Annotated in this window: 22 protein-coding genes; 10 read left to right on the forward strand and 12 right to left on the reverse strand. The window is 43.9% G+C overall.

The genetic code is table 11. From position 1 onward, the window contains the following. Positions 1-20 precede the first annotated feature (20 nt). The 5 genes from LFX25_RS17375 to LFX25_RS17395 are packed head-to-tail and all read right to left on the reverse strand — an operon-like array spanning position 21 to position 4,331. Complete coding sequence (locus tag LFX25_RS17375) at positions 21-629, reverse strand: precorrin-2 dehydrogenase/sirohydrochlorin ferrochelatase family protein (RefSeq protein ID WP_238731358.1); 609 nt, start codon at positions 627-629, stop codon at positions 21-23. After that, entirely contained in the window at positions 626-1,426 is an 801-nt protein-coding gene (cobA, locus tag LFX25_RS17380) for a uroporphyrinogen-III C-methyltransferase (protein WP_238731359.1), read from the reverse strand. Before cobA ends, LFX25_RS17375 begins: the two co-directional genes overlap by 4 nt. Before the next feature lie 3 nt (positions 1,427-1,429). Beyond that, a complete protein-coding gene (cysN, locus tag LFX25_RS17385; protein WP_238731360.1) occupies positions 1,430-2,680 on the reverse strand; it encodes a sulfate adenylyltransferase subunit CysN in 1,251 nt (416 codons plus the stop codon). Then, a complete protein-coding gene (gene cysD / locus LFX25_RS17390; protein ID WP_238731361.1) occupies positions 2,680-3,585 on the reverse strand; it encodes a sulfate adenylyltransferase subunit CysD in 906 nt (301 codons plus the stop codon). The genes cysN and cysD overlap by 1 nt, the downstream gene beginning before the upstream one ends. Positions 3,586-3,593: 8 nt before the next feature. After that, a complete protein-coding gene (locus LFX25_RS17395; RefSeq protein ID WP_238731362.1) occupies positions 3,594-4,331 on the reverse strand; it encodes a phosphoadenylyl-sulfate reductase in 738 nt (245 codons plus the stop codon). A 473-nt stretch (positions 4,332-4,804) separates the two neighbouring features. On the opposite strand from LFX25_RS17395, the gene LFX25_RS17400 reads away from it, so the two are divergent. Both LFX25_RS17400 and LFX25_RS17405 read left to right on the forward strand, forming a co-directional pair. Beyond that, positions 4,805-5,716, forward strand: coding sequence for a CPBP family intramembrane glutamic endopeptidase (locus tag LFX25_RS17400; RefSeq protein WP_238731363.1), 912 nt, complete (start codon positions 4,805-4,807; stop codon positions 5,714-5,716). Continuing rightward, positions 5,713-5,850, forward strand: coding sequence for a hypothetical protein (locus LFX25_RS17405; RefSeq protein WP_238731364.1), 138 nt, complete (start codon positions 5,713-5,715; stop codon positions 5,848-5,850). Before LFX25_RS17400 ends, LFX25_RS17405 begins: the two co-directional genes overlap by 4 nt. A 123-nt stretch (positions 5,851-5,973) precedes the next feature. Here the strand turns inward: LFX25_RS17405 and LFX25_RS17410 are convergent, their stop codons facing one another. Further along, a complete protein-coding gene (locus LFX25_RS17410) occupies positions 5,974-7,914 on the reverse strand; it encodes a hypothetical protein (protein WP_238731365.1) in 1,941 nt (646 codons plus the stop codon). Here LFX25_RS17410 and LFX25_RS17415 point away from each other — a divergent pair. From LFX25_RS17415 to LFX25_RS17445, 7 genes are all read left to right on the forward strand, one after another. Further along, on the forward strand, positions 7,913-9,025 hold the full coding sequence (locus LFX25_RS17415; protein ID WP_238731366.1) for a lipocalin-like domain-containing protein: 1,113 nt from the start codon (positions 7,913-7,915) through the stop codon (positions 9,023-9,025). The genes LFX25_RS17410 and LFX25_RS17415 overlap by 2 nt on opposite strands. A 124-nt stretch (positions 9,026-9,149) precedes the next feature. Then, positions 9,150-10,160: an ABC transporter permease subunit gene (locus LFX25_RS17420; protein ID WP_238731367.1), complete on the forward strand. Its 1,011-nt coding sequence runs from the start codon at positions 9,150-9,152 to the stop codon at positions 10,158-10,160. Further along, positions 10,157-11,200, forward strand: coding sequence for an ABC transporter permease (locus tag LFX25_RS17425; RefSeq protein ID WP_238731368.1), 1,044 nt, complete (start codon positions 10,157-10,159; stop codon positions 11,198-11,200). The genes LFX25_RS17420 and LFX25_RS17425 overlap by 4 nt, the downstream gene beginning before the upstream one ends. Further along, on the forward strand, positions 11,197-12,180 hold the full coding sequence (locus tag LFX25_RS17430) for an ABC transporter ATP-binding protein (protein ID WP_238731369.1): 984 nt from the start codon (positions 11,197-11,199) through the stop codon (positions 12,178-12,180). Before LFX25_RS17425 ends, LFX25_RS17430 begins: the two co-directional genes overlap by 4 nt. A 21-nt stretch (positions 12,181-12,201) precedes the next feature. Then, complete coding sequence (locus LFX25_RS17435; RefSeq protein WP_238731370.1) at positions 12,202-13,164, forward strand: ABC transporter ATP-binding protein; 963 nt, start codon at positions 12,202-12,204, stop codon at positions 13,162-13,164. Beyond that, entirely contained in the window at positions 13,161-15,212 is a 2,052-nt protein-coding gene (locus tag LFX25_RS17440) for an AsmA family protein (RefSeq protein WP_238731371.1), read from the forward strand. The genes LFX25_RS17435 and LFX25_RS17440 overlap by 4 nt, the downstream gene beginning before the upstream one ends. Positions 15,213-15,235: 23 nt before the next feature. Continuing rightward, the gene (locus LFX25_RS17445; protein ID WP_238731372.1) at positions 15,236-15,661 is read left to right on the forward strand and encodes an LIC_13387 family protein; all 426 of its coding nucleotides are present in this window, start codon (positions 15,236-15,238) and stop codon (positions 15,659-15,661) included. A 120-nt stretch (positions 15,662-15,781) separates the two neighbouring features. On the opposite strand, the gene LFX25_RS17450 is transcribed toward LFX25_RS17445, so the two are convergent. Continuing rightward, complete coding sequence (locus tag LFX25_RS17450) at positions 15,782-17,617, reverse strand: MutS family DNA mismatch repair protein (protein WP_238731373.1); 1,836 nt, start codon at positions 17,615-17,617, stop codon at positions 15,782-15,784. Next, the gene (locus LFX25_RS17455) at positions 17,614-17,850 is read right to left on the reverse strand and encodes a hypothetical protein (protein ID WP_118954649.1); all 237 of its coding nucleotides are present in this window, start codon (positions 17,848-17,850) and stop codon (positions 17,614-17,616) included. The genes LFX25_RS17450 and LFX25_RS17455 overlap by 4 nt, the downstream gene beginning before the upstream one ends. 175 nt (positions 17,851-18,025) lie before the next feature. Here LFX25_RS17455 and LFX25_RS17460 point away from each other — a divergent pair, with 175 nt between their 5' ends. Next, a complete protein-coding gene (locus tag LFX25_RS17460; protein WP_238731374.1) occupies positions 18,026-18,232 on the forward strand; it encodes a hypothetical protein in 207 nt (68 codons plus the stop codon). Positions 18,233-18,389: 157 nt separating this feature from the next. Here the strand turns inward: LFX25_RS17460 and LFX25_RS17465 are convergent, their stop codons facing one another. From LFX25_RS17465 to LFX25_RS17480, 4 genes are all read right to left on the reverse strand, one after another. Next, entirely contained in the window at positions 18,390-20,012 is a 1,623-nt protein-coding gene (locus LFX25_RS17465) for a caspase family protein (protein WP_238731375.1), read from the reverse strand. A 319-nt stretch (positions 20,013-20,331) separates the two neighbouring features. After that, positions 20,332-21,231, reverse strand: a complete 900-nt coding sequence (locus LFX25_RS17470; protein ID WP_238731376.1) for a porin OmpL1 — start codon at positions 21,229-21,231, stop codon at positions 20,332-20,334. A 396-nt stretch (positions 21,232-21,627) separates the two neighbouring features. Then, positions 21,628-22,629 (reverse strand): ketol-acid reductoisomerase, encoded by a 1,002-nt coding sequence (gene ilvC / locus LFX25_RS17475; RefSeq protein WP_135573076.1) that lies wholly within the window; start codon positions 22,627-22,629, stop codon positions 21,628-21,630. A 214-nt stretch (positions 22,630-22,843) separates the two neighbouring features. Next, a complete protein-coding gene (locus LFX25_RS17480; protein ID WP_238731377.1) occupies positions 22,844-24,433 on the reverse strand; it encodes a methyl-accepting chemotaxis protein in 1,590 nt (529 codons plus the stop codon). Between the last annotated feature and the right edge of the window lie 22 nt (positions 24,434-24,455).

The raw sequence follows: 24,455 nt of genomic DNA on the forward strand, positions 1-24,455 counted from the left end.
TTTTCGGGTTTATGATTTCGTTATATACGTTTGGGTTCCGCGGGAATTTTGAAATAATCCTCTTTCAGAGTCTGTAACAGATCTTTCAAAACTTTTTTTCTTTTTTCGGGATCGGGAAGAATCGACTTCAATTCTTTTCTAAGTCGTATCAACTCTTGCAGTTCATCTTCGTGTTCGTCGGGGATAAGCTCTTCCAATGTCGTCTTAACGACTCCGGACAAACCCGCAAAATTTCCCTCGGTGGAAATTGCCACGCGTAGCGGACCGCGATCCAATACGGCGGCGGAATAAAAATCGCAGTTCGAAGGATCGTCCGCACAGTTGATCCAAATCTTCCAAGAATGCGCATAATCGCTGAGTCTTCGATTCAAATCGGAATCGTTGGTCGCGGAAAAAACCAAGGCACGTCCTTGAAGATCGGAAAATTCGACGGATCTGTATTCTACTTTGATCTCGGGATGTTTTTCCAAAATCTGAGCGACTTCGCGGCAAGTTTCCAAGGCGATCAACGTGATCTTAGCTCCCGCATCCAAGAGATGCGGTAATTTTTCGAGAGCGACCTTGCCGCCCCCGATCAAAAGAACATTCTTGTTTTCTAAATTAAGGAACGCTGGATATTTACGGCTCATTCTTCTTCGCCTCCCAGCGTTTCGGAGACAAATTGTGCGAAACGGGTTCTTTCCAAAAATTGAACGACCTTTCCGATATAGATGATACCCGGACCTTTCGTCTTTTTTTCAAAGTAAGAATCGGCCGCTTCCCGAAGTGTGCACGTTTGAACGTTGCAGGTTTCGAGCGACGCATTTTCCACAAGGGCGACGGGCAAGGACGGATCGCTCCCGTGCCGCAAAAGAAGATTTGCGATTTTAGGAAGAGAAGTCGTTCCCATAAAAAGCGCAATCGTTCCTTTGAACTTGGCAAACCATTCCCAATCGGTTTCCTCGTTCAGAACGGTATGTCCGTCCATGATCAAAACCTGGCGGGACAAACCCCTGTGAGTCAGAGGAAATCCCGCAAAGGACGAACCCGCGTTCAAAGAACTGACTCCCGGAACGATTTCGTATTCTATATTATGATTGAGTAATGTGATGAGTTCTTCGCCGCCTCTTCCGAAAACGAAAGGATCTCCGCCTTTCAGACGAACCACATTCTTTCCATGCAAAGCGTAGAAAAGAAGAAGTTCGTTGATTTCTTCCTGTGTAGCGGAATGAGCGCCGGAACGTTTGCCCACGTAGTGAACGACCGCGTCCTTCGGAAAAATCTCCAAAAAAGAAGGATCCAAAAGCGCGTCATATAAAATTACCTCGGCCTTGGTTAGAATCCGATACGCGCGCAAAGTAAGATCTTCCGGATTTCCCGGGCCCGCGCCGACAAGATACACTTTGCCGGTTCGACGGAGATCAGCGTTTGCGTCGGCGTTTAACATCGATTAGGCTCCGACTCCGGTGATCATTCCCGCCCCGACTGTGGAATTGGTTCCTTCATCCACGAGAATAAAACTTCCCGTGGAACGATTGATTCTATATTCGTCGAAACTGACCGGCTTTGCGGTGCGGATTTTGATCTTACCGATTTCGTTCAGCGTAAGACCTTTCGACGCATCTTGTTTTTCATGAGTGTCGGGAGCGACCTTGAATTCGATTTCTTTTACGATGGCCTTCACCGAATTCGTGGTTTGGCGAAGAAGATATTTATTTCCGGATAACAAAGACTTGGAATCCATCCAGCAGATATTCGCTTCCAAATCCTGAGAAACGACCGGCTGGTTATCGGACTTAACGATCATATCTCCGCGCGAAATATCGATCTCGTCCTTCAAACGAATCGTGACGGACATCGGAGGAAACGCCTCTTCCACTTCTCCGTCAAACGTATCGATCGCTTCGATCGTACTCGTAAATCCGCTCGGAAGAACGGTGATCGAATCGCCTTTTCTGAAAATTCCGCTGCGGACCTGTCCGGCGTATCCTCTGTAATCGTGGTGTTCGTCGGAAAGAGGCCGGATCACGTATTGAACCGGAAAACGAGCGTCTTCAATGTTCTCGTCGCTTTCGATATACACTTCTTCCAGATGATTGAGAAGAGTACGTCCGTCGTACCAGGAAAGATTTTCGGATTTATCGACTACGTTGTCTCCGTTGAGCGCGCTGATCGGAATAAATTCAATATCCTTAATGTCCAATCGGGAAGCGAAGTTCAAATACTCCGCTTTGATTTCTTCGTAACGAGCTTGGGAAAATTCCACCAAGTCCATCTTGTTGATACAAACGACGAGATGAGGAATTCTCAGCAACGAAGCGATATAAGAATGACGATAAGTTTGTTCGATCACACCTTTCCGCGCGTCGATCAGAATGATCGCCAAATTGGAATTAGATGCACCCGTAACCATGTTTCGAGTGTATTGAACGTGACCGGGAGCGTCGGCGATGATGAACTTTCGTTTCGGAGTCGAAAAATACTTATAGGCTACGTCGATCGTGATCCCTTGTTCTCTTTCCGCTTTGAGACCGTCGGTAAGAAGAGCCAAGTTGATCTGACCGTTGTTGCCTCGCGCGGTTTTTTCGATCGCTTCGAGCTGATCCTCAAAGATCGATTTGCTGTCGTAGAGAAGTCTTCCGATCAAAGTGGACTTACCGTCGTCCACGCTTCCCGCAGTAATAAAACGTAATAAATCCATCAGAAGTATCCTCCTCTTTTTCTGTCTTCCATAGCCGCTTCGGAACGTTTGTCGTCGAGTCTGGAACCTCGTTCTGTCGTCCGAGTCGTTTGGATTTCGAGGATGATGTCGTCGATGTTATCCGCTTGAGAATCTACGGCCGCGGTGCAAGTCATATCACCCACCGTGCGGAAACGAACGATCTTGTCTTCCACACGATCGTTTCCGTCGATCGTAATGAACTTCGAAACGGGGAAGAGAAGATTCTCGCGATAGATCACTTGTCGTTTATGAGAAAAATATAATGAAGGAAGAGCGATGTTTTCTTTGCGGATGTATTCCCAAACGTCCAGCTCGGTCCAGTTGGAAATCGGAAAAACGCGTACATTCTCCCCCGGACTGATTTTACCGTTGTAGATATTCCAGAGTTCTGGTCTTTGCAGTTTCGGGTCCCATTGACCGAATTCGTCGCGAACGGAAAAAACCCGTTCTTTCGCTCTCGCCTTTTCTTCGTCCCTGCGAGCGCCTCCGATACAAGCGTCGAATTTAAATTCGGCGATCGTATCCAAAAGAGTCACGGTTTGAATTCCGTTTCTGCTCGGGAACTTTCCTTTTTCTTCGACCGCTTTTCCCTGGTCGATGGAATCTTGAACATAACGAACGATCAGCTTCTCGCCGATTTTGGATGCGAGCTCGTCTCTGAAATCAAGAGCTTCTTGAAAGTTATGACCGGTGTCGATGTGAACCAAAGGAAACGGAAACTTCCCGGGACGAAACGCTTTCAACGCGAGATGCGCAAGCGTGATCGAATCCTTTCCGCCTGAAAAAAGAAGGGCGGGTCTTTCAAACTGAGATGCGGTTTCCCGAAGAATGTAAATCGATTCCGCTTCGAGTTGTTCGAGATGTGTAAGTCTGGATCTATTCATAGTTGAATTCATATTGCTCTTTTGGGGCCGGATTTTTGACGGACCAACTTGCCGTCGACGACGTGAAGTCCGCATTCTTGATTGGATTCTTCCCACCACCATCTTCCGGCGCGGATATCTTCTCCCGATTGAACCGCTCTCGTGCAAGGGGCGCAACCGATCGAAGGAAATCCTTTTTTATGAAGCACGTTAGTCGGAATCCGATACGTATCGATAAAGTCCTGCGTGCGTTCCAAAGACCAATCGAGAAGCGGATGATACTTTAAAATGTTACGCGAAGAATCAAGTTCCACTTTCGTGAGCGAATGTCTGGAATCGGATTGTTCCGACCGAATTCCGGTGATCCAAAGTTTTGTTCCGACAAGCGCTCGATTGAGGGGTTCGACTTTTCGAATATAACAACATTCTTTTCTGTTATCCACCGAATCGTAAAAACTGTCGGGTCCTTTCGTATTGATGAGATTTTGAACCGCGGTCGTGTCGGGAAAATACGTTTCTATCCTTTTGTTATAACTTGCGTTCGTAAGTTTGTGAAGGTCGTACGTTTCGTTGAAAAGGCGGCCCGTATCCAAAGTAAAAACTCTGATTTTCAGATTTCGGGAGAATATAACGTGAGTGATAACTTGGTCCTCAAGACCTAAGCTCGTGGAAAAGGCCGCAGTTTCCCCATACTCGTTGCTGATCCATTCTAAGGCGTCTTCCAGGCTCAAAGGCGCAAGTTTTTGTTCCAACTCTTGCGGGTTCATGTTCGTGATAATCTAAGTCTTGAATTGGAGGCTCACGCATCCAGCTTGATTTTATAATTGATCCAAGAAATAGTCCAGATTTAAGAAAAAATGGACCTATTTATTTGCCAAAGTTCTATATATTGGATTTTTTGTAAACTATATTTGATATAGCGTATCTTAGAGCGGCAATTTCTCAGTCTTACTGGAAATCTGGAAGTATTCAAAAGAATTTTTCTGTAGGACCTACGATCCACCGTGAAAACGCGCGCCCCACCCTAAAATTGGGCGGTGGTGGCGGGTTGGCGGGAAAAAACCGCGAAACTCCCCTCTATCACAAAACCTTCGTTCCTGCAAAATCAATTCTCTCTTCCTGTCGGAACTCTTGCGAAATTCGGCGGCCGCGTTTCCCTTCCCAATAACGAAAATAATTTGCAAAAACCAAAAACGAAAGTATTGGAAAGAATCCTCCCCTTTACTTCAATCGATTCCTAATGGAAATCCTCTCGATCCTCAAGGGATTCTTTCGAAAGAACCGAACGATTTACGTTCTGTTATTCGGAGTTTACGGAAGCCTTTTCCTCCTCCTCTTTCTCAACGAAGAATTCGGATTTCCCCTTCTTGGCGCCAAGAACCCAGCTCTAAAAATAATCGCCACGCTCTGCATCTACGGAATGCTGATGGTCTTCTTCTACTTTCACATTTCCCCAAAAAGAAGGAACCGATTTGCAAAACGAAAACTCGCCGGTTTTCTATTCGTATTTTGGATTTGTATGATCGTGCTGGAATTTTTAGATCTTTCGCATGAGAAATTTCTAATGTATCTCCCCAGAGAATGGATCTATTGGTCTTGGAAGGTCGCGAAACAATTCGTTCATTTTGTTCCCTTGCTCGCGATTCCGTTGTTGTACGATTTTTACAGACACAAAACCGATCCGGTTCCGTTCGAAAAAAAGAAAAACCCCCGTTACTATCCGATTTTGATTCTCGGATTGTTGATTGCCGCGATCGGATCTTTGGTTCCCGGCTTCCGCGAATTTTATCCGCGAGCGCCTTTGAGCAACGAACAACTTTTGTATCACGCAACTTGGTTCACGACTTTGGGTTTTGAAATCGTTTATCTTTCCACGTTTTATTTTACGGAATTCTTTTTTAGAAAATTCATCATTCGTTATTTGAGTTTTGCGGGACGGTATCACGCGGTCGGAATGGGCGCTTTGATTTACGGAATGGTTCATTTCGAAAAACCGAGAGGAGAAATTCTCAGTTCCTTTTTCGGAGGTTTATTGATGGGAGCCTTGAGCATAAGAACGCATTCGATCCGAGGAGGACTTTACGCTCATATCGCTCTCGCGGCGGGAATGGAATTTTTTGCGGGGATATACGTTTGGGAGAAGTTGTTTTGAATGAATCGGAAAAGAGACTTTTTCTAAAAATCGGGGCGACTCCCGCGGAAACGATCCGTGGAGAAGGACGCGCCGAGTTTTCGCAGGACCGGGCTCTCGCTTCAATCTGCAAAGCGCCGTACGGCCTTTTTTAAAACGAAAAACGAATTGAAAACGACGGCGCATTGCAGTATTTCCGCTCGATCCCTGTCGCAAAATACATTCTAAAAAGTGAATTCTTTTGAATCTCAACGAAGCTTTACTAAAGTGTAGTTATTTCAATTATTGGATCGTTTCGTTCGAACGATACAAGCCCCTCGAATCGGCGTTTGTATCGTATTCTTTGCGAACTTCAATTCTTTCGTCAAGATCTCGGTAAGACCTCCCTCGATCTCTTCACAAGACTTTGCAACGATAAACCAATCTTCTTTGGAAACCGGAAAGGAGGTCGTCGGTATCGACTCGGAAGAGCGAGCTTTCAAAAATTCCGCTTCTTCTTTTTTTCTCTTTTCACGGACCATTTGGCGATTCAAAAAACCGGCTCGATAAAAAGACAATGTAATATCCGGGCGATTGTGATGTTCCAGTGGAAGCAAATTCCATAAAACGGAAGAACGGTTTACTTCTTTTAGGAAATATTCCTCAGCGTCGTCGGCGGTATAAAACAAAGAACGGTCCACCCCCGAAAAACAAAGATTGGTTCTCTCCCAAACCGAATCATTCTTCCAACTCCAATACCCGAGCGTAAACATAATAAATAAGGAATATACGGCCGCGGCAAAAATTTTGATGAATCCTTCTTTCGAAAACTCTTCGCGGCAAAAAATCCCGATCGCGATCAACAAAGCCGGATACAAATGATAAATATGCCGCGGTTGATGATTGGGCGTCATCAGTGTAAGTCCCAAAATCGAAACGAAGATCGATAAAAACAAAAAGAACGAAGCGCTGACCTCCCCCTTCTCGCGATAACGAAAGATTCCGAATCCGATCCCGAACAACAAGCCCGCAAACAAAATCCATCCGCCATACGGAGCATAAAACGAATTCTCGACGATCTCTCGAAAGTAAGTAAGACTAAAAATCGATTCGTCGCCTTGTCCTGGCAATAAACCCGCGCCTTGCGCGTGCCCGATCGTGCTGCTCGAACTGGAAAATCGGTCCGGATGCAATAAAACCCAAGAACCGATCGGAAGAATCACGTACGTCCAGAAATATTTCCAAAGAAAAAATTCCTCGCGTTTGAAAAGATTCTTATCGGAAGAAATTTCCGTATTTCCCCTTTTGATTGCAGAACCGTAAAATATGTTCCAAAGTGAAATGCTGGCGCTGATCCAAAACACGAGCGCGCCCGCGTAACGCAAAAGCGCTTTGGTTTTTCCCGGAAACGTTTCCTTGGAAAAAAGGATCAATGTAAAAATCAACACGATCGACAGAACGATCGGAAGCAAAGCGCCCCATTTGACTCTTTTAAAAAAATTCTTTTCCGAAGTTCGTCGATAAGAATGCAACAGATCGAATAGGAACGTTCTGGTTTCTTGAAAACGAAACACGGTTAAAAACAAACAACCGAAAAAAACGAAGATATAACCGTACGGATATTTCGTATGAAACAAAAGGTTCGAGCTGATCAATAAAAACCAGGGTGAATTCGGTTTTTGATTTTCGATCGAGTTTCGGTACAAATTCCAAAAGGCAAGAATCGCAGGCAGAAAGAAAAGTCCGCCTTGCACTTCCAACATTCCCGAAAAAGAATAATGCATAAATCCCGGATTCTGCAAAAGCCCGGCCCAAACGATCGGAAACAAAATCGCGGCTGCGATCCAACTTCTATTTTTGTTAAACGACGTCAAGATCCAAGGAACGATCGCAAAAAGAAGAATCAATTCTACGAACGTAAACAACGAAACGGGAGTTCCACCCGGACCGAACATCAAAACGATCAAAGCCTCGGGAATATTTCGAAGAACCGGCCAAGTCGGCGAATCAAAGATCAACTTCAGAACGGTGATCGCGTCGAAGGAACGCACGGCTTCCGCGATTCGAATCGAAGTAACTAATCTCGCGTCCGGGTCCCACGTTAAAAAATTCTGATTCGGACAAAACGTTATAAATTTAAGATACAGTTTTCGGAAATAGATTCCTAAAATAACGAACTGAGGTAAAAAAAGTCCCAGAGATAAAAATGCGGACGCGCGGATGTTCTTCAAAAACTGCATGATCGATTTCAGGAATCATCACAACTTCTTTCGGATTACGGTCAATCGACTAATCGGAATCTATTTTTTATTCCCTATTTTTTTTACGCTTCACGCGGACGATCGGCCCTTCGTCTTTCCCAAGGATCATTCCTTTCATCCTTCGTATAAAGTGGAATGGTGTTATTTCGTGGGAATTATCCGTTCTTCGGACGGAAAACGATACGGATACGAGCTGAGTTTTTTCAAAGGGATTTTCGGCAAGAATAGGGAAGCGTTTCCCGTTCACTTTGCGATCTCCGATCTGGAAAACAAAAAACACGAAACCGCGCAAATCGTTGAACGAAAGTTAGGCGGTATGGCGGGTTACGACGGAAAACGGATTTTTAGCGGTGACTTCGTTCTCGAAATTCGAGGAAAAACGGAATTTCACTTGATCGCAAAACCGAAAAACGTCCCCGGACTTTCGCTGGATCTGCATCTCAGCGCAAAGGATTCAAATATTCTAATACACGGAGACAATGGGAAATCGATCAAGAGCAGAAAAAATCCCGATTTCTATTCGTATTATTACAGCATCCCCGGACTTTCCACACAAGGAGAACTCGTTTTCAACGGGAAAAAGATTCGGATCGAAAGCGGCAGTTCTTGGATGGACCATGAATGGAGCAGTCCGATGGATTCCACAAGACAAGCGGAACTCTCGGACAAATCCAATTCTTGGGATTGGATCTGCATCCAACTCGAGGACGGAACCGATCTGATGGCGTTTAACTTTCGGGAAACTCCCGGCTCCGCTTCGGAAAGTTTCGGAACGCTCCGATTGAAGTCCGGACAAAAAACGAAATTCGAAAGAGAAGGCGAAATACTTTTCTTACACGATTCTTCCGTTTGGAAAAGTCGGCGCACCGATAAAAAATATCCTCTTCTATGGAATCTGACCACTCGAGCGACACAAGAAGATTCGACTCTCCAGCTTATAATAGAACCATTCTTTGAAGATCAAGAATTCGATTCCAGACCTACAACCGGATTCAGTTATTGGGAAGGAGCGGTAAAAGTTCGAGGAACGAGAGCCGGAAAATCCGTTCAAGGTTTCGGATACTTGGAGCTTAAAGGAAATCGCGATTGAAACCGAATAAAATCGGAACGTAACGTTCAAACGATTTCTCTTAACAATTAAAACTCTTTTTTGAAAAAGACTTTGTCTTAGAATCAAATTCCTCGAAACTGTTTTTCCGGGAACCGGAAACGAAATGAAAAAATATTTCCTGAAACGATTTCTTCTCATCATCCCGACTTTGTTGGGAATGACGTTTATCGTTTTTTTGATTTCTCATTTTGCGCCCGGCGGTCCGCTTGAAACCGAAATCGCAAAGATCCGAGGATATGCGAACGCGCAAGGCGGGAGCGCAAAAACGATCTCCGAAGAAGAAATAGACATCATCAAAAAAAGATTACATTTAGATAAACCCGTCGGCATCGCTTATCTTTACTGGCTCAAAGAAATTCTTAGCTTTAACCTGGGAGAATCCAGACTACATACGCGGCAAGTGACGGATTTGATTTTGGAAAAACTTCCCGTTTCGCTTACGTTCGGTCTTTCTGGTTTTTTTCTTTCCTATTTGATTTGTATTCCGCTCGGAATCGCAAAGGCTCTTCAGAACGGAGAACGATTCGATATCGCTTCCAGCGGAATCATCCTAATCACGTATTCGATTCCTGTGTTCGCACTTTCCGTGTTACTGCTTTACACGTTCGCTTCGGGAGAATTATTGTCGATCTTCCCGCTCGGTCACGAGGTTTCGGACGAATACGAATCCTTATCCTCTTGGGAAAAGATCGTCGATCGAATCCAACATATGTTCCTCCCGGTGATTTGTTACGTTTCCGGTTCGTTCGCGGTTCTCACATTGTTGATGAAGAATTCCCTCTTGGAACAAATCTCGAAAGAATACGTTCGCACCGCTCTTTCCAAGGGATTCAGTTTTAAGGAAGCGATCTTCAAACACGCGTTTCGAAATTCTTTGATTCCGATCGCGACCGGCTTCGGAAGCAATCTCAGTTTGATTTTCGCGGGCTCGCTCGTCATCGAACTCGTATTCAACATCGACGGAATGGGACTTTTAAGTTTCCAAGCCGTCACGGAAAGAGACACCGATCTGATGATGGGACTTTTATTGGTTCAAAGTCTTCTTTCATTGATCGGAAATATTCTTTCCGATTTCTGTTACGTCCTTATCGATCCGAGGATTCAATTCGAATGATTCTGAGTCCGATCTTAAAAAAACGATTTCAGAAATTCCAGGCGAACAAACGGGCCTGGTACGCCTTAAACATATTATTGATTTCTTATGTGATTTCCTTGTTCGCGCCTTTCATCGCGAACAATCAACCTTTGATCGTAAGTTATCAGGGGAAATGGCATTTCCCGATTTTTGCGTTTTATCCCGAGTCGCAATTCGGAGGGGAAAATCTAACCCCCCCGAACTACAAAAAACTCGCGAAACGAGACGACTTCCTCACCGGTTCCAATTGGATCCTATTCGCTCCCGTTCCTTACGGTTACAACGAGGACAACTTGGAAAGTTTGGAAGAAGGGGAAACCCCTCCCTCTTCCCCCAATCGGAAACACTGGCTTGGGACGGACGATCGAGGGCGCGACGTTTTTACGAGAGTCTTTTACGCTTACAGAAACGCTCTGAGCTTCGGACTTATATTAGTATTTCTTGAACTAGCGATGGGAACTTTGATCGGCGGAATGCAGGGTTACTTCGGAGGAAAAACGGATATTCTCCTGCAGAGAATCATTGAAATTCTTTCCGCGATCCCCTTCTTATATTTGATTCTGATCGTGGGCGCGTTTTTCGGAAGAGGGTTTACGGTTTTATTGATCACGTACGGCGCGTTGAGTTGGATCGGCATTTCGTATTATATGCGCGGAGAATTCTACAAACTCAAACAGCTGACCTATGTGGACTCCGCAAAAGCGTTGGGAGTCAGTTCGTTTCGAATCATGCTGCGACACATACTTCCGAATGCGATCACGCCCCTCGTAACGTTCTTGCCGTTTACGCTGATCGGATCGATTTCCATTCTAAGCGCATTGGACTTTCTCGGTTACGGAATTCCAGCGCCGAATCCGTCTTGGGGAGAAATGATCGGGCAAGGAAGAGAACGATTGAGTGCATGGTGGCTCATCACGTTTCCGTCGTCAGCGCTCTTTTTCACGATTTTATTGACTTCGTTTATCGGAGAAGGACTGAGAGACTCTTTCGATTCCAGAGAAAAGGCGGTGTATGAATGAACGCTTCTTCTTTGCTTCAGGTTAGGAATTTTTCACTCGATCTCTATTCGGAAAACCGCTGGCTTCCCGTTCTTCAAAATTTAAGTTTCGACGTACGACCCGGTGAAATTCTTTCTTTGATCGGGGAATCGGGCTGCGGCAAGTCTTTGACAGCGCTCGCACTGACGCGTTTGATTCCTTCCAATATTTCTAAGGTTCGCTCGGGTGAAATTTTATACCAAGGAAACGATCTTTTAAAACTTTCCGCCGAGGAAATGAGAAAGATCCGAGGAAAAGAAATCGCTTATATCTTTCAAGAACCGTTTGCCGCTCTCAATCCTTTGTTGAAAATCGAAGAACAAATGATCGAAGCGTATCTGATGCACATTTCGGATAACCGCAAAGAGGCGATTGAAAAAGCGAAGTATCTTTTGTCTTCGGTCGGAATCACGGACATTCAACAAAGATTATATTCCTATCCGAATCAGATGAGCGGAGGAATTCTCCAGCGAATCAGCATCGCGATGGCGTTGATGTGCGATCCGACTCTTCTCATCGCCGACGAGCCGACGAGCGCGATCGACGTAACGATCCAAGCACAGCTTGTGGAACTTCTTCTCCGCCTTCAAAAACAAAACGGAATGTCGATTCTCTTTATCTCGCACGACTTCGGTTTAGTCGGAACGATCGCGCATCGAATCGCTGTTATGTATGCGGGAAGAATCGCGGAGATCGGAGACACGGATTCCGTCATCGATTCGCCGAATCATCCTTATACGAAGGATTTGCTCGCGTCGATTCCGTCGCTCGCCAAATCGGTAGAGGACTTGCAACCGATTCAAGGAATCGTTCCTTCGCCCGATCAGTACCCGATCGGTTGTCATTATTCCACGCGTTGTAAAGCTGTGATGAATTCGTGCAAAGAAACCAAACCGGAATTGTTTACAGTACGCTCCGAAAAAGAACCGCATCTGGCCGCTTGTTTTTTAACGAAAGAATAGGATCCTATCGAAGAAGAAATCATGATCTCCATCAAAGACCTATCCATCAGTTTTTATACGAAATCCGGATTCGGATTCAAAAAGAATCGAATCGCCGCGGTCGACGGGGTAAGTCTTGAAATCGCAAGTAATGAAATTCTCGGATTAGTGGGAGAATCCGGCTGCGGTAAGTCCACGTTAGGAAGAGGTCTTGTAAAACTTTTAAAACCCGAATCGGGTACGATTCATTTTGAAGATACGGAGATTTCTTCCCTTTCTTCTTCCGAATTTTTTCCGCTTCGAAAAAATCTTCAGATCATCTTCCAAGATCCGTATTCTTCCCTGAACCCGAGGATGACGATTGCGGAAATTCTTAGGGAAGGTTTGGAAATTCACGAGAAACTTTCCACCGAAGAAGCCGAATCCAAAATCAAAGACATTCTGCAAAGAGTGAATCTATCATCCGATATTCTTTCGAGATTTCCCCACGAGTTTTCCGGCGGTCAAAGACAAAGGATCGCGATCGCAAGAGCGCTCGTTTTAAAACCGAAGTTTGTCATCTGTGACGAATCGGTTTCCGCACTGGACGTCTCCACGGGAACTCAAGTTTTAAAACTTTTGGTCGAATTAAAAAACGAATTCGGACTTTCGTATTTGTTTATCTCTCACGATCTGGGTGTGGTAAAATCGATCTCGGACAGGATTGCGGTCATGTATTTGGGGAAAATCGTCGAGCTCGGAAAAACGAAGGACATCGTTTCTTCTCCCGCTCATCCTTATACGAAAGCGTTATTTCAGTCGACGTTCGACGTTTATGATCGAAAGAAAATTCGTATTCCGCTCCAGGGAGAAATACCGAGCGTGGTTCATAAACCTTCCGGTTGTCACTTTCACACGCGATGTCCGATCGCACAGGATCTCTGTAAAAAGGAAATTCCCGTTTGGAAAGAAAACGAAAACGGACAAAAGGTTTTGTGTCACTTTCCGTTGGGAAAAGGAAAATGAAACTCCTAAAGCGCATTCAAGAATTCTTATATAGCAATCGAATCAAATTCCTTGCGATTCTTTTGTTTCAGGTTCTTGCATTGGCGCTTTTCACACTGCTGCCGATTCTTTCCCGTCAGGATTTTTATAAGGACTTTATATTAACCGAAATCGAAAAGGAAACGGGATTGGAAGTGAAGGTAGAATCTTCCGATTTGATTCTCTTTCCGTTTCCCGGAATCGAATTGAATTCCGTGCAAGTTCGAAAAGGCGATTTGATTATCGGAATCAGCGATCAGATCAAGATAGACATCTCCTGGTTCGGTCTTTTAGGGCAAAAGGTCGAGATCCGGGACGTTTCGATTTCAGGCGGTCAAATCAATCTTCACAAACTGAAAGACGGATCGATCGATCTGATCGAATTTCTTCAAAATGGAAAGGAAGCGCCCAAAGAAGATCGTGAAACTCATACCATCAAAATCTTCGATCCGACTTCATCGAACGCGGGCGCTCCTCTGAATCCGAAGGAAGTTCTCAAGATCGGATTAAAGAACATTCAGATCGAAAATTTCTACGTTCATTATCAGGACGATACTCATAATAGAACCTATGGAATCTATCTTTGGAAATCCTCTTTCGGTATTTCCTTTTACGGAGACACGCTCGACATAACTCTGCAAGGAAAATTGGACGAGCAGAGTTTTCAAATTTATGGAAGCGCCGGGCTGGAAGAATTTCCTACAACTCTCGAAAAACTTCAATTCCAAGCAACGATCATATTCGACAACTGTTCCCTTTCCATCTTTCGCGATTTACTTTCAATTTTTCCCAACGCCGATTTTTCCAAGACGATCTATAACGGAACGATTAAAATCAGCAAAGCGGCCAACGAAACCATCAATTTCAACGTAATCGCTCAAGCGAAAAACTTCGCATACAAAGGCGGGAATCCGTTCGGTGATCTTAAGGTGAATTTGGAATTACGTTTGGACATTCCGAATAAAAAATTAGAATTTCCTTATATAACGGCGGTTTGGCCCGGAGTGGCGGAAGGAACTGCGAGAGGAACGGTTCTGTGGAACTATAAGACAAATTCGTCATTTCAAATTTCCGCAAGCTATCTGGATTATCAGAGTTTACTTCGTCTCGGAAAGTTATTCGAATTTACGAAGAAGTTCGACGATCCTAAACGTCCGGACGGTGTTTTTTATTTCAGCGCTGATCTGAAAAACGTGTACGCCTTAAAACATAGATTCCCTGTTTTAAAAGCCGAGATCAAATACGCATATCCCTGGATTCACATTTCCAGTTTCCACGCATATATTTACAACGGAGAAATATTAGGAAAATCTAAAATAAATCCTTTCAAATCCAGATTCGAGGTTCAAGGAGAAGCATATCGAATTCAAACGGATCGGATTCTCATGCCATATATAAACGACCGGATCATCAACGGAAATCTGTTCAGCAAATTCAGTTTTGTAACGGAGGTGCACGATCGATCTCCGGATTTTGTGGGAGATTTTTTTAGGAACATGGAAGGCTCCGGAAATTTGCAAATCTTGAACGGAGAACTTTTGGGTTACGCGAACTTTATGATTCCGGTTTTAAACACGCTCGGAAAAATCATTTCCTTCAACGGGATCGACGGAAGAAAGGTGGAATTCTCCACTTTAAAATCGGATTTCAAAATCGAAAATAATCGATTCTATTTCCAAAATCTAAAACTGCAAGGCAACGGTTTGGAAGCGGACGTAAAGGGAAACATCGGCTTCGATAAGAACGTGGACGTTCTTCTGAATTTAAGAATGGGGGGAAACATCGTCGGTAAGGCTCTGAAAATTCCGATCATTTATAAAGGAGTCTTTAAACAATCGATTCCTTATATAGATCCGATTTGGCTGGGATCGGTCTTTGCAGGAAGCACGATTCTAGCGCCATTCTTTACGCCCGTGGGTGGACCTTACGGTGGAGGTATTGCAGGATCCGTCGTATCGGAATATGTGCGGGACGCATGGGAAGGCTTTAAAGGTTTATTCTCATCCAAAGAAGAAAACAAGAAAAAATAAAATCGAAATCGTAAGGAGAATTTATGAAACCAAAATTATTGATTCGGATCGCCGCCATCATGTTGCTTATCTTTGCAATTGGTCATTCGATCGGTCATTTTACTCGATACAACACGACCGATCCGCAAGCGCTTACCGTTATTTCCGCAATGCAGCAAACAAAAATTCCAATGGAAGGCGTTACAAAATCATACGATCAATTCTATTCGGGAATGAGTTTGAACCTGAGCATCGTTTTGTTTTCGTTGACGATCCTTCTTTGGTTCCTATCGAATCTTGCAGAGTCTGATCCAGGTGCGACTTTGAAACTTTTGCTTCCGATTTTCTTTTGTGTCGCCGCTTTTTCAGTTACGGGTTTTTTGTATTTCTTTGCGGCGCCGACACTGATTTCATCGTTGGGTGCGATTTCACTTTTGGCGAGCATCGCGATCTTGCAGAAGAAGTCATAGTAAGAATTGAGATTCGATAATCTTTCGAAGGGATCGTTTCCGTTCGGCAATTGACTATGAAAGATTATGTTGTCGGAAATACCGCGATTACACCGTGAACTTCAAATGGCTTCCGCCCGTTCAGGTAAAATCCAGATCCATTCCTTCTTGAATCAAAATTCGAAGCGCATTGCTCGTTTCCACCAGCCCGTCTCGAATCTTATAATCGAAGTGCATGGTTCCGTTTAGGATTTCCTCTTGAAAATGTTTTAATACGACACCGTCAACTTTTGCAAGTTCGAGATCGTGGCTTGTGACCAAACCGACCACTCGATTCTTTTTGAGTTCCTTTAAGATTCCTTTGCACGCAAGAGAACGTTCTCTCGTATTGGTTCCTTTCAAAATTTCATCGAGTAAAACAAGATGCGGTTTGCTACCGTCTTTGATCTTTTTAACGATCTCTGAAAGCCTTCTTACTTCCGCATAAAAGAAAGAGATTCCTTCTTCCAGGTTGTCCTCGTTTCTCATACTTGTATGAACTTTCAACACGGGCAGCGAAAATTCTTTTGCAGGAGCCGGACCTCCGGCCAAAGAAAGAATGGAGGCGACACCGATCGTGCGTAAATAAGTCGTTTTGCCGGACATGTTGGAGCCCGTGATTAAAACGACATTTCCTTCTTCAATCGCTTCCAAAGGATTCGAAACTCTCGACTCGGAAGGAAGCAAAGGGTGAAAAAGTTCCTTACCTGCTATTCCTCTGTTGGAAGCTTCCGGAAGAATTTCCGGAAAACAATAATCGGGAAACATCCGCTTCAGATTCGCAAAAGGAAAGAGAGAATCGAATACGGTCAAATCCTCAATCGAATGTTCCAAAAGAGCCGAATGTTTTTCTCGCCATTTCGAAATTCTTTGCAGGATCCAAAGATCGTATAAGAACAGATTGTTTAAAATCAAATGAAGTAGAGGCGCTTCGGTTAAAGCAACCCGTTTCAAAATCCGATCCAAATCCTCATACGCGGATTTTAATTCTTTCTTTGAAGTTTCACTTAAAAGCGTCCTCTCGTTTTTGTCGCGAACGTTCAGACCTTTCAAATAAATTAGAATTTTCTGAAGTCCTCCGATGCTTCCTGAAAGATCATAATACTGCCTGAAAATTTCGAGGGAGCGGGAGCGATACAACCCGAATAAAATCAGATTGAGGAAAAGAACCGATGCGGGAAACGGAACGCCTAAAAGGACGTTTGCAGGAATAAAAGCCAACACGAGAATCGTAACCGGTTTATAAATTTTCCGGAGCCAAGGATACTGATCCCAGAATTTCGAATCGGAATCGTTCCGTATCAGTTTCAATTCCGCCTTGGCAACTGCGGGCGCAGCATCCTGATTCTCCCGAAGATACGAAGCCAGTCTCAATACTTTAGGAATCGCGAATGTTTTTTCGGAAATCGATTTTACGATCGATTGACGTAATAGAACATTCTCCCTTTTAAAATCATCGGAAAGATCGTCGATCGGATCCAAAAGCGAAACCAATCTCTGTTCCGCGTTCCGAGTGAATGTCGTATCGAGCCACGGAAAAAGTCCGTTCTCCCGAAACAAATCCAAATCTCTTGCCAACGGAGAAACCGTTTCCGAAGAAAGTTTCGTTCCGTATTTTTTACCGTAACCGCGAATCTCGATTCTTGCGATTTCCCGGTTCAATACGAAACTCCAAAGTCGAATTCTTTCCCTGGATAAAAGAGTCTTTTTGTATCTCCTTACAAAAACGAAAAAGATCAAAAGAAGAATCAAAGACGGAAGATAATAAACATACGAAGAACGAAGATAATAGAAAACGGAAATCCAAACCGCAAAGGCGGAAAAGAAGCTTAAGCGAAACAAGGAAAGTCTGGATAAAAGCGAGGAGACACGATCCTGATGGCGGTCTACTATTTCAGCTCTACGTTGAAGCCGATCGATCTGAAGAGAGGGTATCATCCGGTAAGGGAATTGATGTTTTCGTAGTGTTCGTTTTCGCGTTTATAAAGTTCAAAATCCAGCAAACGAACCAAAGATCCGAGGTCCGGCATCACCCAGCGTGAAACCAATTTCCCGCGGTCCTTGCCTTTGATCTTGTCCACGTACGCGTATCCGAACAGATCCGTTCCGTACTCGTAGGCGACGAATCTTCCCGTCCTTTTACCCGTATTGTTGATCAACCGAATCTGCATTTTTTTGCAATTTTACCGTTTTGGGAAAATTCGTACAAGAAAAAAAATACTCAAGGATTTTCCAATTTCATCGATAGGTAGTTCAGGGAGTCAATTGCTTTCTCACGGATGAGATCGGCCGGAATTCCCAATAAAAAGATCACCAACCAAACCAGAAGTCGCATGGAGGCGCAAAATGTTTTACCCGGAAATGGATCCAGATTTAAAAAGTTCCTTTCTTTCGATCGACAAAACCGTCGCAAATCTCGTAAACAATACGATTCTTCCTCAATCCGGATTAAAAGCCGGTAACCTTCTGAACGCGGATCAAATGAAAAAATTAAAGGAAATCCGCAAACGCAGATTCAGATCCAATGAGTGGAAACAATTCTTAAAGGACTAAATTCAAACTTCGCTTAACAAACGGCGGATTCGATTCTAAGGAGCTTCGCGTAAAAGCGAAACTTCCATGCGAATACGAATTCATAGAGAATCGAACCTATAAAATAAAAAAGCCTGCTAAAATAGCAGGCTTTTTCGTGTTAAACCCAAATACGTTTTTAGTATTTGGTTTTGGTCGAAGGCATCTTAACGTTTAGAATTACGTCCACCTTCGTCACGTCCCCTTCTCTCACGTTGATCATCGAATTGTTGAGATTCAAATCCTCCGCAAAAGAAGCCTTGATTTCGTAATCACCCGGCTTGAGGTTTGTGAACCAGAAATTTCCTTCGCTGTCCGTATTCAATTTTTGAATTCCGGTTACGCTGGAAATCGTAGGCATAAAGATCGGTTGGTTGATTACAGGGTTATCCAATGTTTTGTAAAAAACCTTTCCTTGAATCGCACCGAAACCGCTCATAGAAACGTTGATCGGAAGTTCGTTCTTTTTATTCGGAAGAACCGCAAACGTTTCCTGAATCTCAGGATAATCGTCGGCCTTGATCGTAATTTTATGAACGCCGGCGGGCACCTTGCTCAAAGTGATCGTGTAGATATTTCCCGGAATCAGTTGTCCTTGCCGTTTCACCGCTCCCCAAAAATTGGAAGAAGTCGCCGTAACGGAAGAAGTGAATTCTTGATCGTCGATATAAACCTTTACGTTCCTATTTCCTTTTCTTTTCTTTTTAGCAAAGATAAGAATATCGGGAGGAAGATCGGAAAGTCCGTAAGCACGGTCTTGAATGATCGTCGTCTTTAATACCAAATCCCCTCTTTCGTTCGTAGGAACGACAGGAGGTTCTTGCGGTGTTACCACGGGTTCGGTCGGATTCGGTTTTACCGGATCGGGTTCCGGTTCCACGGAAGGCGCGGGAGGTTTCGGAGGATCGACTGGCTTAGGAGGTTCTGGAGTTTTTTTACCAGAAAGAAAAATCCCGGATGCGTTTCCGGAAATTTGCGGTACCTGTTCGTGCTGAAACTTCTTTGCCATCTGAACGGTTTCTTCTCTGGATTTAAAAAAAGCTTCCAAGGCCGTAACCACGTTATCCTTATTCAAGTCGGCCGTGCTGAGCGCCTTACCGAAGTTATACGTAAAGATTCCGTGATTGATGCTGCCGCCCACTTCGATCGCGGTTTGATTATCATCCGCTGATGAAATGATCGCTTTGTCTTGAAAGAAAAAATCCTCCGAGTCTTGTTTCACGGTTCCGTCGCTTCCCTCGGGAATCGGAACGTCCGCCGAACCTCGAGTCGCTTTTCCTTTCTTAGCGATACCGCCTGAAAAACAGCAGTCGAAGATGAAGACCGTTTTCGGAGATTTAACTTTTTCCAAATACTTATTGAGTTCGTCGTCCGGAAGATGCGGGCGATCGTAGCAGATGATTAAGTTTCTCATCCCGTTCTTTGCGGATGCGTCCCTTTGAAATGCTCCGTGACCGGAAAAGTAAAGAAGAACGGTATCGTTGTCGCCGGCTTTCTTCGCTAAGGCCTTAATCTCTTTTTCTATATTATCTTTCGTGACTTCCTTACCGAGAACGATCTTCACTTCGTCGAAGTTTCCCACTCTCCGAATCTCGTCGTTTAAATAAGTGGCGTCCGCTTCACAAAGATTGAGTTCCGGAATTCCGGCTTTGTTTCCGGTATAATTGGAACCGAAAATAAGCCCGTATCTTTTTTGTGCAAAAGCGTCGGTCGCAAAAAATAAAATCAAACAGACGCTGATTGCCGATAGCTTGGATTTCAAACCTGGCCTCCTGGGATGATTTGGAATGGAATCAGGGTAGCAAAAGAAATCCTTTTGTCATTATTTTTTTAGGGAAAGAATCGATGCTTCTAAATTTAGGAAAGAATTTTCCAAAATTTATTTGGCCGGAATGGAGCGAAAAAGGATACAATTTACAATCGAATTTACGGCGTATCTTGAAACGAAACTCGATCGAATTGTTTTTGATTAAAAACGGTTCTTAAGAAACTCTTCCGAGAATTATAAAACGAAAAAAGAAATCGGAAGGGGTCTTTTCATATTCGACAAAGACCGCTTCTTAAAAATAAAATCTTGAAAATTAGAGTTCGTGTTTGTAACCGACTCGGTATTGTGTTCCGCCTAGTACAACCGGATACGCCGGTGACGGCGATAATCCGAGAATTCCCCCTGCAGATTGAGTGTGACCCGTGCCTAACTTATAAGAATAAAGTGTTTCCGCTTCTAAGTAGAGAAACCCCTTTTCGGTAAGTCTGGATTGAGCTCCCACGATCCAGTTTGGTGCGACACCGGAAACGCTGAAACGAACATCTTCCCAAATCGCCGCGGGGTTGGTTCCGTCGGAAATCAAACCTGCAACCGCGGGACTCAAAGGCATCACGGCATCGTGCACCAAATTGGAAAGACTGGAACCGGATAAACTCCATCCGCCTTTAAAATAATGAATTCCGCCGCCGATGTAAATTGCGTTGTCTTCCGAAACGGTAACCTTCATCCCTACGTTGATCGGAATTTGAATCGCGTTATAATCCCAAGTAATATCATAAAATTTGAATCCTAATGCCTTCGCTTCCGTGTCCCCGCCGAAGTATTTTCTCGTATAATTTGCAGCAATCCTTGCAAAATAGAATTTCCCGAATTCCTTCTCATAGCCCGCCGAAAAAACGAGACCTGACATAGCGCCGTTCGCTTTCACATTGATCAATCCGGCCGTCGTATTCTCCAGGGTTTGCAGACGATTTTCAGGAATTACCGCCCTTCTGGGTGCGACTCCTGCATTCGCATTTCCACCCGTTCCACCGGAAGCGATGTCGTAATAATTTGCCGAATCTAAACCGTCTTTCGTAATCGTTCCGCCCAATTGAGCAAGATCAAACTGAAGACCGAGACTTCCGAATACATACGACTTTGCGCTGATTGAATTCAACGAAAGCAATATTGATGCGGCAACAAATACAACCGTAAGCGATTTTCGAAACATGATTAACCTCTAATTTTCGATTTAGTTTCCGGATTTAGAGTGAGAAACACTCACTCTAAATCGAATGTGAACGAATCGTATATAGAGTAGAAAAGAATGTCAAACGACATTCAACGGAAACCGTTCAGGAAGCATTATTTCTCAAGCAACTACATTAAAATTTAATTATATTATAATGCTCATTAGATAACGTTTGTTTTGCTAAATCGAACTTTTTTCTTCATTTTTTCGATATCATTATAATCTGACCGGACGAAAGGATAAGCTCGCAAAACTCGAAAGCATTCTTTCCTTAAAAAAGTTTTCGTTAAGACGAAAAGGGCAAACGCCAATAAAAAAAACCCGGAAGACTTTAAAGTCCGCCGGGTTTTGTCTGCAAGAAAAGCGAAGTGAAAATTACTTAGACAACCACTTCATCATACTTCTCAGTTTTTTACCGACCGATTCGATCGGGTGAGCCGCATTCTTCTCTCTCATATTCTTAAAGTTAGGATATCCCGCTTTTGTTTCGGCCATCCAATTGTTTGCAAATTTTGCTCCCTTATCTTTTTGAATATCGTTCAGAACTTCCTTCATTCTTTGTTTAACGCCTGCGTCGATCACGCGAGGTCCGCTAACGTAGTCACCGTATTCTGCGGTGTCGGAAATGGAGAATCTCATTCTCGCCAATCCACCTTCGTAGATCAAATCGGTGATGAGTTTCACTTCGTGAAGACACTCGAAGTAAGCGATTTCAGGATCGTATCCTGCTTCGGTCAGAGTTTCAAAACCCGCCATAATCAAGTTGGAAAGACCGCCGCAAAGAACGACTTGTTCTCCGAAAAGATCGGTTTCCGTTTCTTCACGGAAAGAAGTTTCCAGAATTCCCGCGCGTCCCCCGCCTACTCCGGCCGCATGCGCCAACGCTCTTTTCTTAGCCTCGCCGGTGGAATCTTGATAAATCGCGATCAAACAAGGAACTCCGCCGCCTTCCGTATAAACTCGGCGAACTAAATGACCCGGTCCTTTCGGAGCGACCATATATACGTCCACGTCTTTCGGAGGTTGGATGAAATCGTAATGAATGTTAAACCCGTGAGAAAAAACGAGCGCGTCGCCTTTTTTCAAATTCGGTTCGATATCTTTTTTGTAAAGATCCGCTTGAATCGTATCGGGTGCAAGAATTTGAATGATGTCTGCTTTTTGAGAAGCCTCAGCGACGCTGTACACTTCGAAACCCGCATTCTTAGCGTCTTGAACTGATTTGGATCCTTCTTTCAAACCGATAATAACTTTGAGTCCGGAATCCTTCATGTTTTGAGCCTGGGCATGTCCCTGGCTTCCGTAGCCGATCACTGCTATGGTCTTACCTTTGAGCGAGTTTAAATCACAGTCGGCGTCGTAATAGATATTTGCCATTTTCCCTTTCCTCGAGTGTTCCTTTTTACTAAACATTTGAAAAAGGGTAGAATGACAACTGAAATAACAAACCTGAGTCCGAGACGATTCCATCCCTTTCTACAATCGCTGAAGTAGAAGAAACCTTCTTTGTAAGGACGGAAGACCGAATTCTAAGCGTGTAAATTATGTATCATTGAAATTCGAATTAAACCGATCTTCTATAGAACGAAGCCTATTCCCCGTCGACCTTGGTCAACCGATTCGACTGGAGATCCAGTTCGAGAATGATATTCGCAAGATTCTCGCTTTTTTCCGTCAGCGATTCCATAGAATTCTGAAGACTCGCGATCGCGTTTACGATTCCGGTAAGACCAATTCTTTGTTCGGAAGAAGCAAGTTCGATTTCGGAAGACAAAGACCGCAAATGGTCCAGTGAAGAAAAAAATTGAGAATTGATCGTTCTCTGTTGTTCGAATAATTTTAAGAACTCGTTAAACCTGGAAAAGAGATCCTGAAATAAAATATCCTGTTCCTTCACATGGCTGGCGGTCGTTTCCGCGGACTTCCGACCCGTAACCACGTGATTGGAAGAATCGCGAATGATCTTGGAAATCAAATCCGCGTTGCCAGCGCTGCTTTCCGCAAGTTTGGAAACCTCCTGAGCGACTACCGCAAAACCCTTTCCGGCCTCTCCCGCACGAGCGGCTTCGATCGAAGCATTTAAAGAAAGAAGATTGGTTCGATCCGCAACCTCCGACATGATCCGATTCACTTCGCCCACGCTTCGGAAAGAATCTCCTAAAGAAGATAAAGATTTGGCAAGTTCTTCCACGAAACCGGTCACCATCGAACCGGACTTACGGACCTTATCCATACTCTGATCGAGTATTTCGTTGAACTGCGAAATTCTTTCGATGATCGATTTTAAATTATCCGTATGATCCAAAAGACTTGCAATTTGTTTAAACTGTTTCTGGACCGTATCGGAAGAATTCTCCGTTTGCGATTGGAATTCCTCGACCGTCGAGCTGATCTCCTCGAAAGAAGAAGCATGATCCGAAACCAACGCGGAAAAATCGTTCATAAATTCCTTCAGATTTCGCGAGGAACTTTTCAGATATTGAGCGGACTCGTTCATTCTTTGCGTTCTATCGTTCATAAATCGATATGACTCTTCTAATTTCTTTTGTCTGATCTTGGAATTGTCCCTGAGTTTTAAGAATAGTTTTACAAGAAATTGCAGAATCAGGGAAGAAGTGAACATAAACAAGATCTTCAAAAACTGTTCCGAAGGAGAAGCGCTTCCGATCGAAGTTGAAAGAATCGGATCGATCACAAAGTTAAGTCCGTTTAATCCCGAAAGCAAGATTACGATCGATTGGGTCAAAGCGGAAATAAAACCGATCAAAACGATAAAGTTAGGCGAAAGTAAAAGAGTGGAACAGATGATATATACGAATCCGATCGCCGTCAAAACTTGATTGCGAACGACACCCGCCGAAAGTTCGGGCTTATCAACCGCGACAACCGCCATAGAAGAAAAGAAAATAAGAACGTCGGCCACAAGCAGAACCTTGCTTTGAATTTCCGTAAAACCGTTCCGAAATTTGATTTTATAATAACCGTAAAGCGCGTAGGCGAATATGGTGCTGATACCTACGAGATAAGAAGCGTTTTGTCCCGAACTATTTTGTTTCCAATTTACGATGACGGAAAAATAAAAAAGAAAAACCAAAATCAATCGTATATGGTTGATATAGATCGAACCGGAAGCGATAATCTCTTGGTCGGATTGTTTGATTTCATTGTCGATAACTTGCATCGACCCTGAATATTTGCTTTTA

It is taken from the genome of Leptospira sanjuanensis, assembly GCF_022267325.1.
Classification (GTDB): Bacteria; Spirochaetota; Leptospiria; order Leptospirales; family Leptospiraceae; genus Leptospira; species Leptospira sanjuanensis.

Bases quoted from the DNA above. Each gene is read 5' to 3' on its own strand.
- LFX25_RS17470 (WP_238731376.1), bottom strand. From the start codon at position 21,231: ATGTTTCGAAAATCGCTTACGGTTGTATTTGTTGCCGCATCAATATTG.
- LFX25_RS17445 (WP_238731372.1), top strand. From the start codon at position 15,236: ATGAAACCAAAATTATTGATTCGGATCGCCGCCATCATGTTGCTTATC.
- LFX25_RS17395 (WP_238731362.1), bottom strand. From the start codon at position 4,331: ATGAACCCGCAAGAGTTGGAACAAAAACTTGCGCCTTTGAGCCTGGAA.
- LFX25_RS17450 (WP_238731373.1), bottom strand. From the start codon at position 17,617: ATGATACCCTCTCTTCAGATCGATCGGCTTCAACGTAGAGCTGAAATA.
- LFX25_RS17425 (WP_238731368.1), top strand. From the start codon at position 10,157: ATGATTCTGAGTCCGATCTTAAAAAAACGATTTCAGAAATTCCAGGCG.
- LFX25_RS17415 (WP_238731366.1), top strand. From the start codon at position 7,913: ATGATCGATTTCAGGAATCATCACAACTTCTTTCGGATTACGGTCAAT.
- LFX25_RS17400 (WP_238731363.1), top strand. From the start codon at position 4,805: ATGGAAATCCTCTCGATCCTCAAGGGATTCTTTCGAAAGAACCGAACG.
- LFX25_RS17480 (WP_238731377.1), bottom strand. From the start codon at position 24,433: ATGCAAGTTATCGACAATGAAATCAAACAATCCGACCAAGAGATTATC.
- LFX25_RS17430 (WP_238731369.1), top strand. From the start codon at position 11,197: ATGAACGCTTCTTCTTTGCTTCAGGTTAGGAATTTTTCACTCGATCTC.
- LFX25_RS17375 (WP_238731358.1), bottom strand. From the start codon at position 629: ATGAGCCGTAAATATCCAGCGTTCCTTAATTTAGAAAACAAGAATGTT.
- LFX25_RS17440 (WP_238731371.1), top strand. From the start codon at position 13,161: ATGAAACTCCTAAAGCGCATTCAAGAATTCTTATATAGCAATCGAATC.
- cysD (WP_238731361.1), bottom strand. From the start codon at position 3,585: ATGAATAGATCCAGACTTACACATCTCGAACAACTCGAAGCGGAATCG.
- cysN (WP_238731360.1), bottom strand. From the start codon at position 2,680: ATGGATTTATTACGTTTTATTACTGCGGGAAGCGTGGACGACGGTAAG.
- LFX25_RS17455 (WP_118954649.1), bottom strand. From the start codon at position 17,850: ATGCAGATTCGGTTGATCAACAATACGGGTAAAAGGACGGGAAGATTC.
- LFX25_RS17410 (WP_238731365.1), bottom strand. From the start codon at position 7,914: ATGCAGTTTTTGAAGAACATCCGCGCGTCCGCATTTTTATCTCTGGGA.
- LFX25_RS17420 (WP_238731367.1), top strand. From the start codon at position 9,150: ATGAAAAAATATTTCCTGAAACGATTTCTTCTCATCATCCCGACTTTG.
- LFX25_RS17460 (WP_238731374.1), top strand. From the start codon at position 18,026: ATGTTTTACCCGGAAATGGATCCAGATTTAAAAAGTTCCTTTCTTTCG.
- LFX25_RS17435 (WP_238731370.1), top strand. From the start codon at position 12,202: ATGATCTCCATCAAAGACCTATCCATCAGTTTTTATACGAAATCCGGA.
- cobA (WP_238731359.1), bottom strand. From the start codon at position 1,426: ATGTTAAACGCCGACGCAAACGCTGATCTCCGTCGAACCGGCAAAGTG.
- ilvC (WP_135573076.1), bottom strand. From the start codon at position 22,629: ATGGCAAATATCTATTACGACGCCGACTGTGATTTAAACTCGCTCAAA.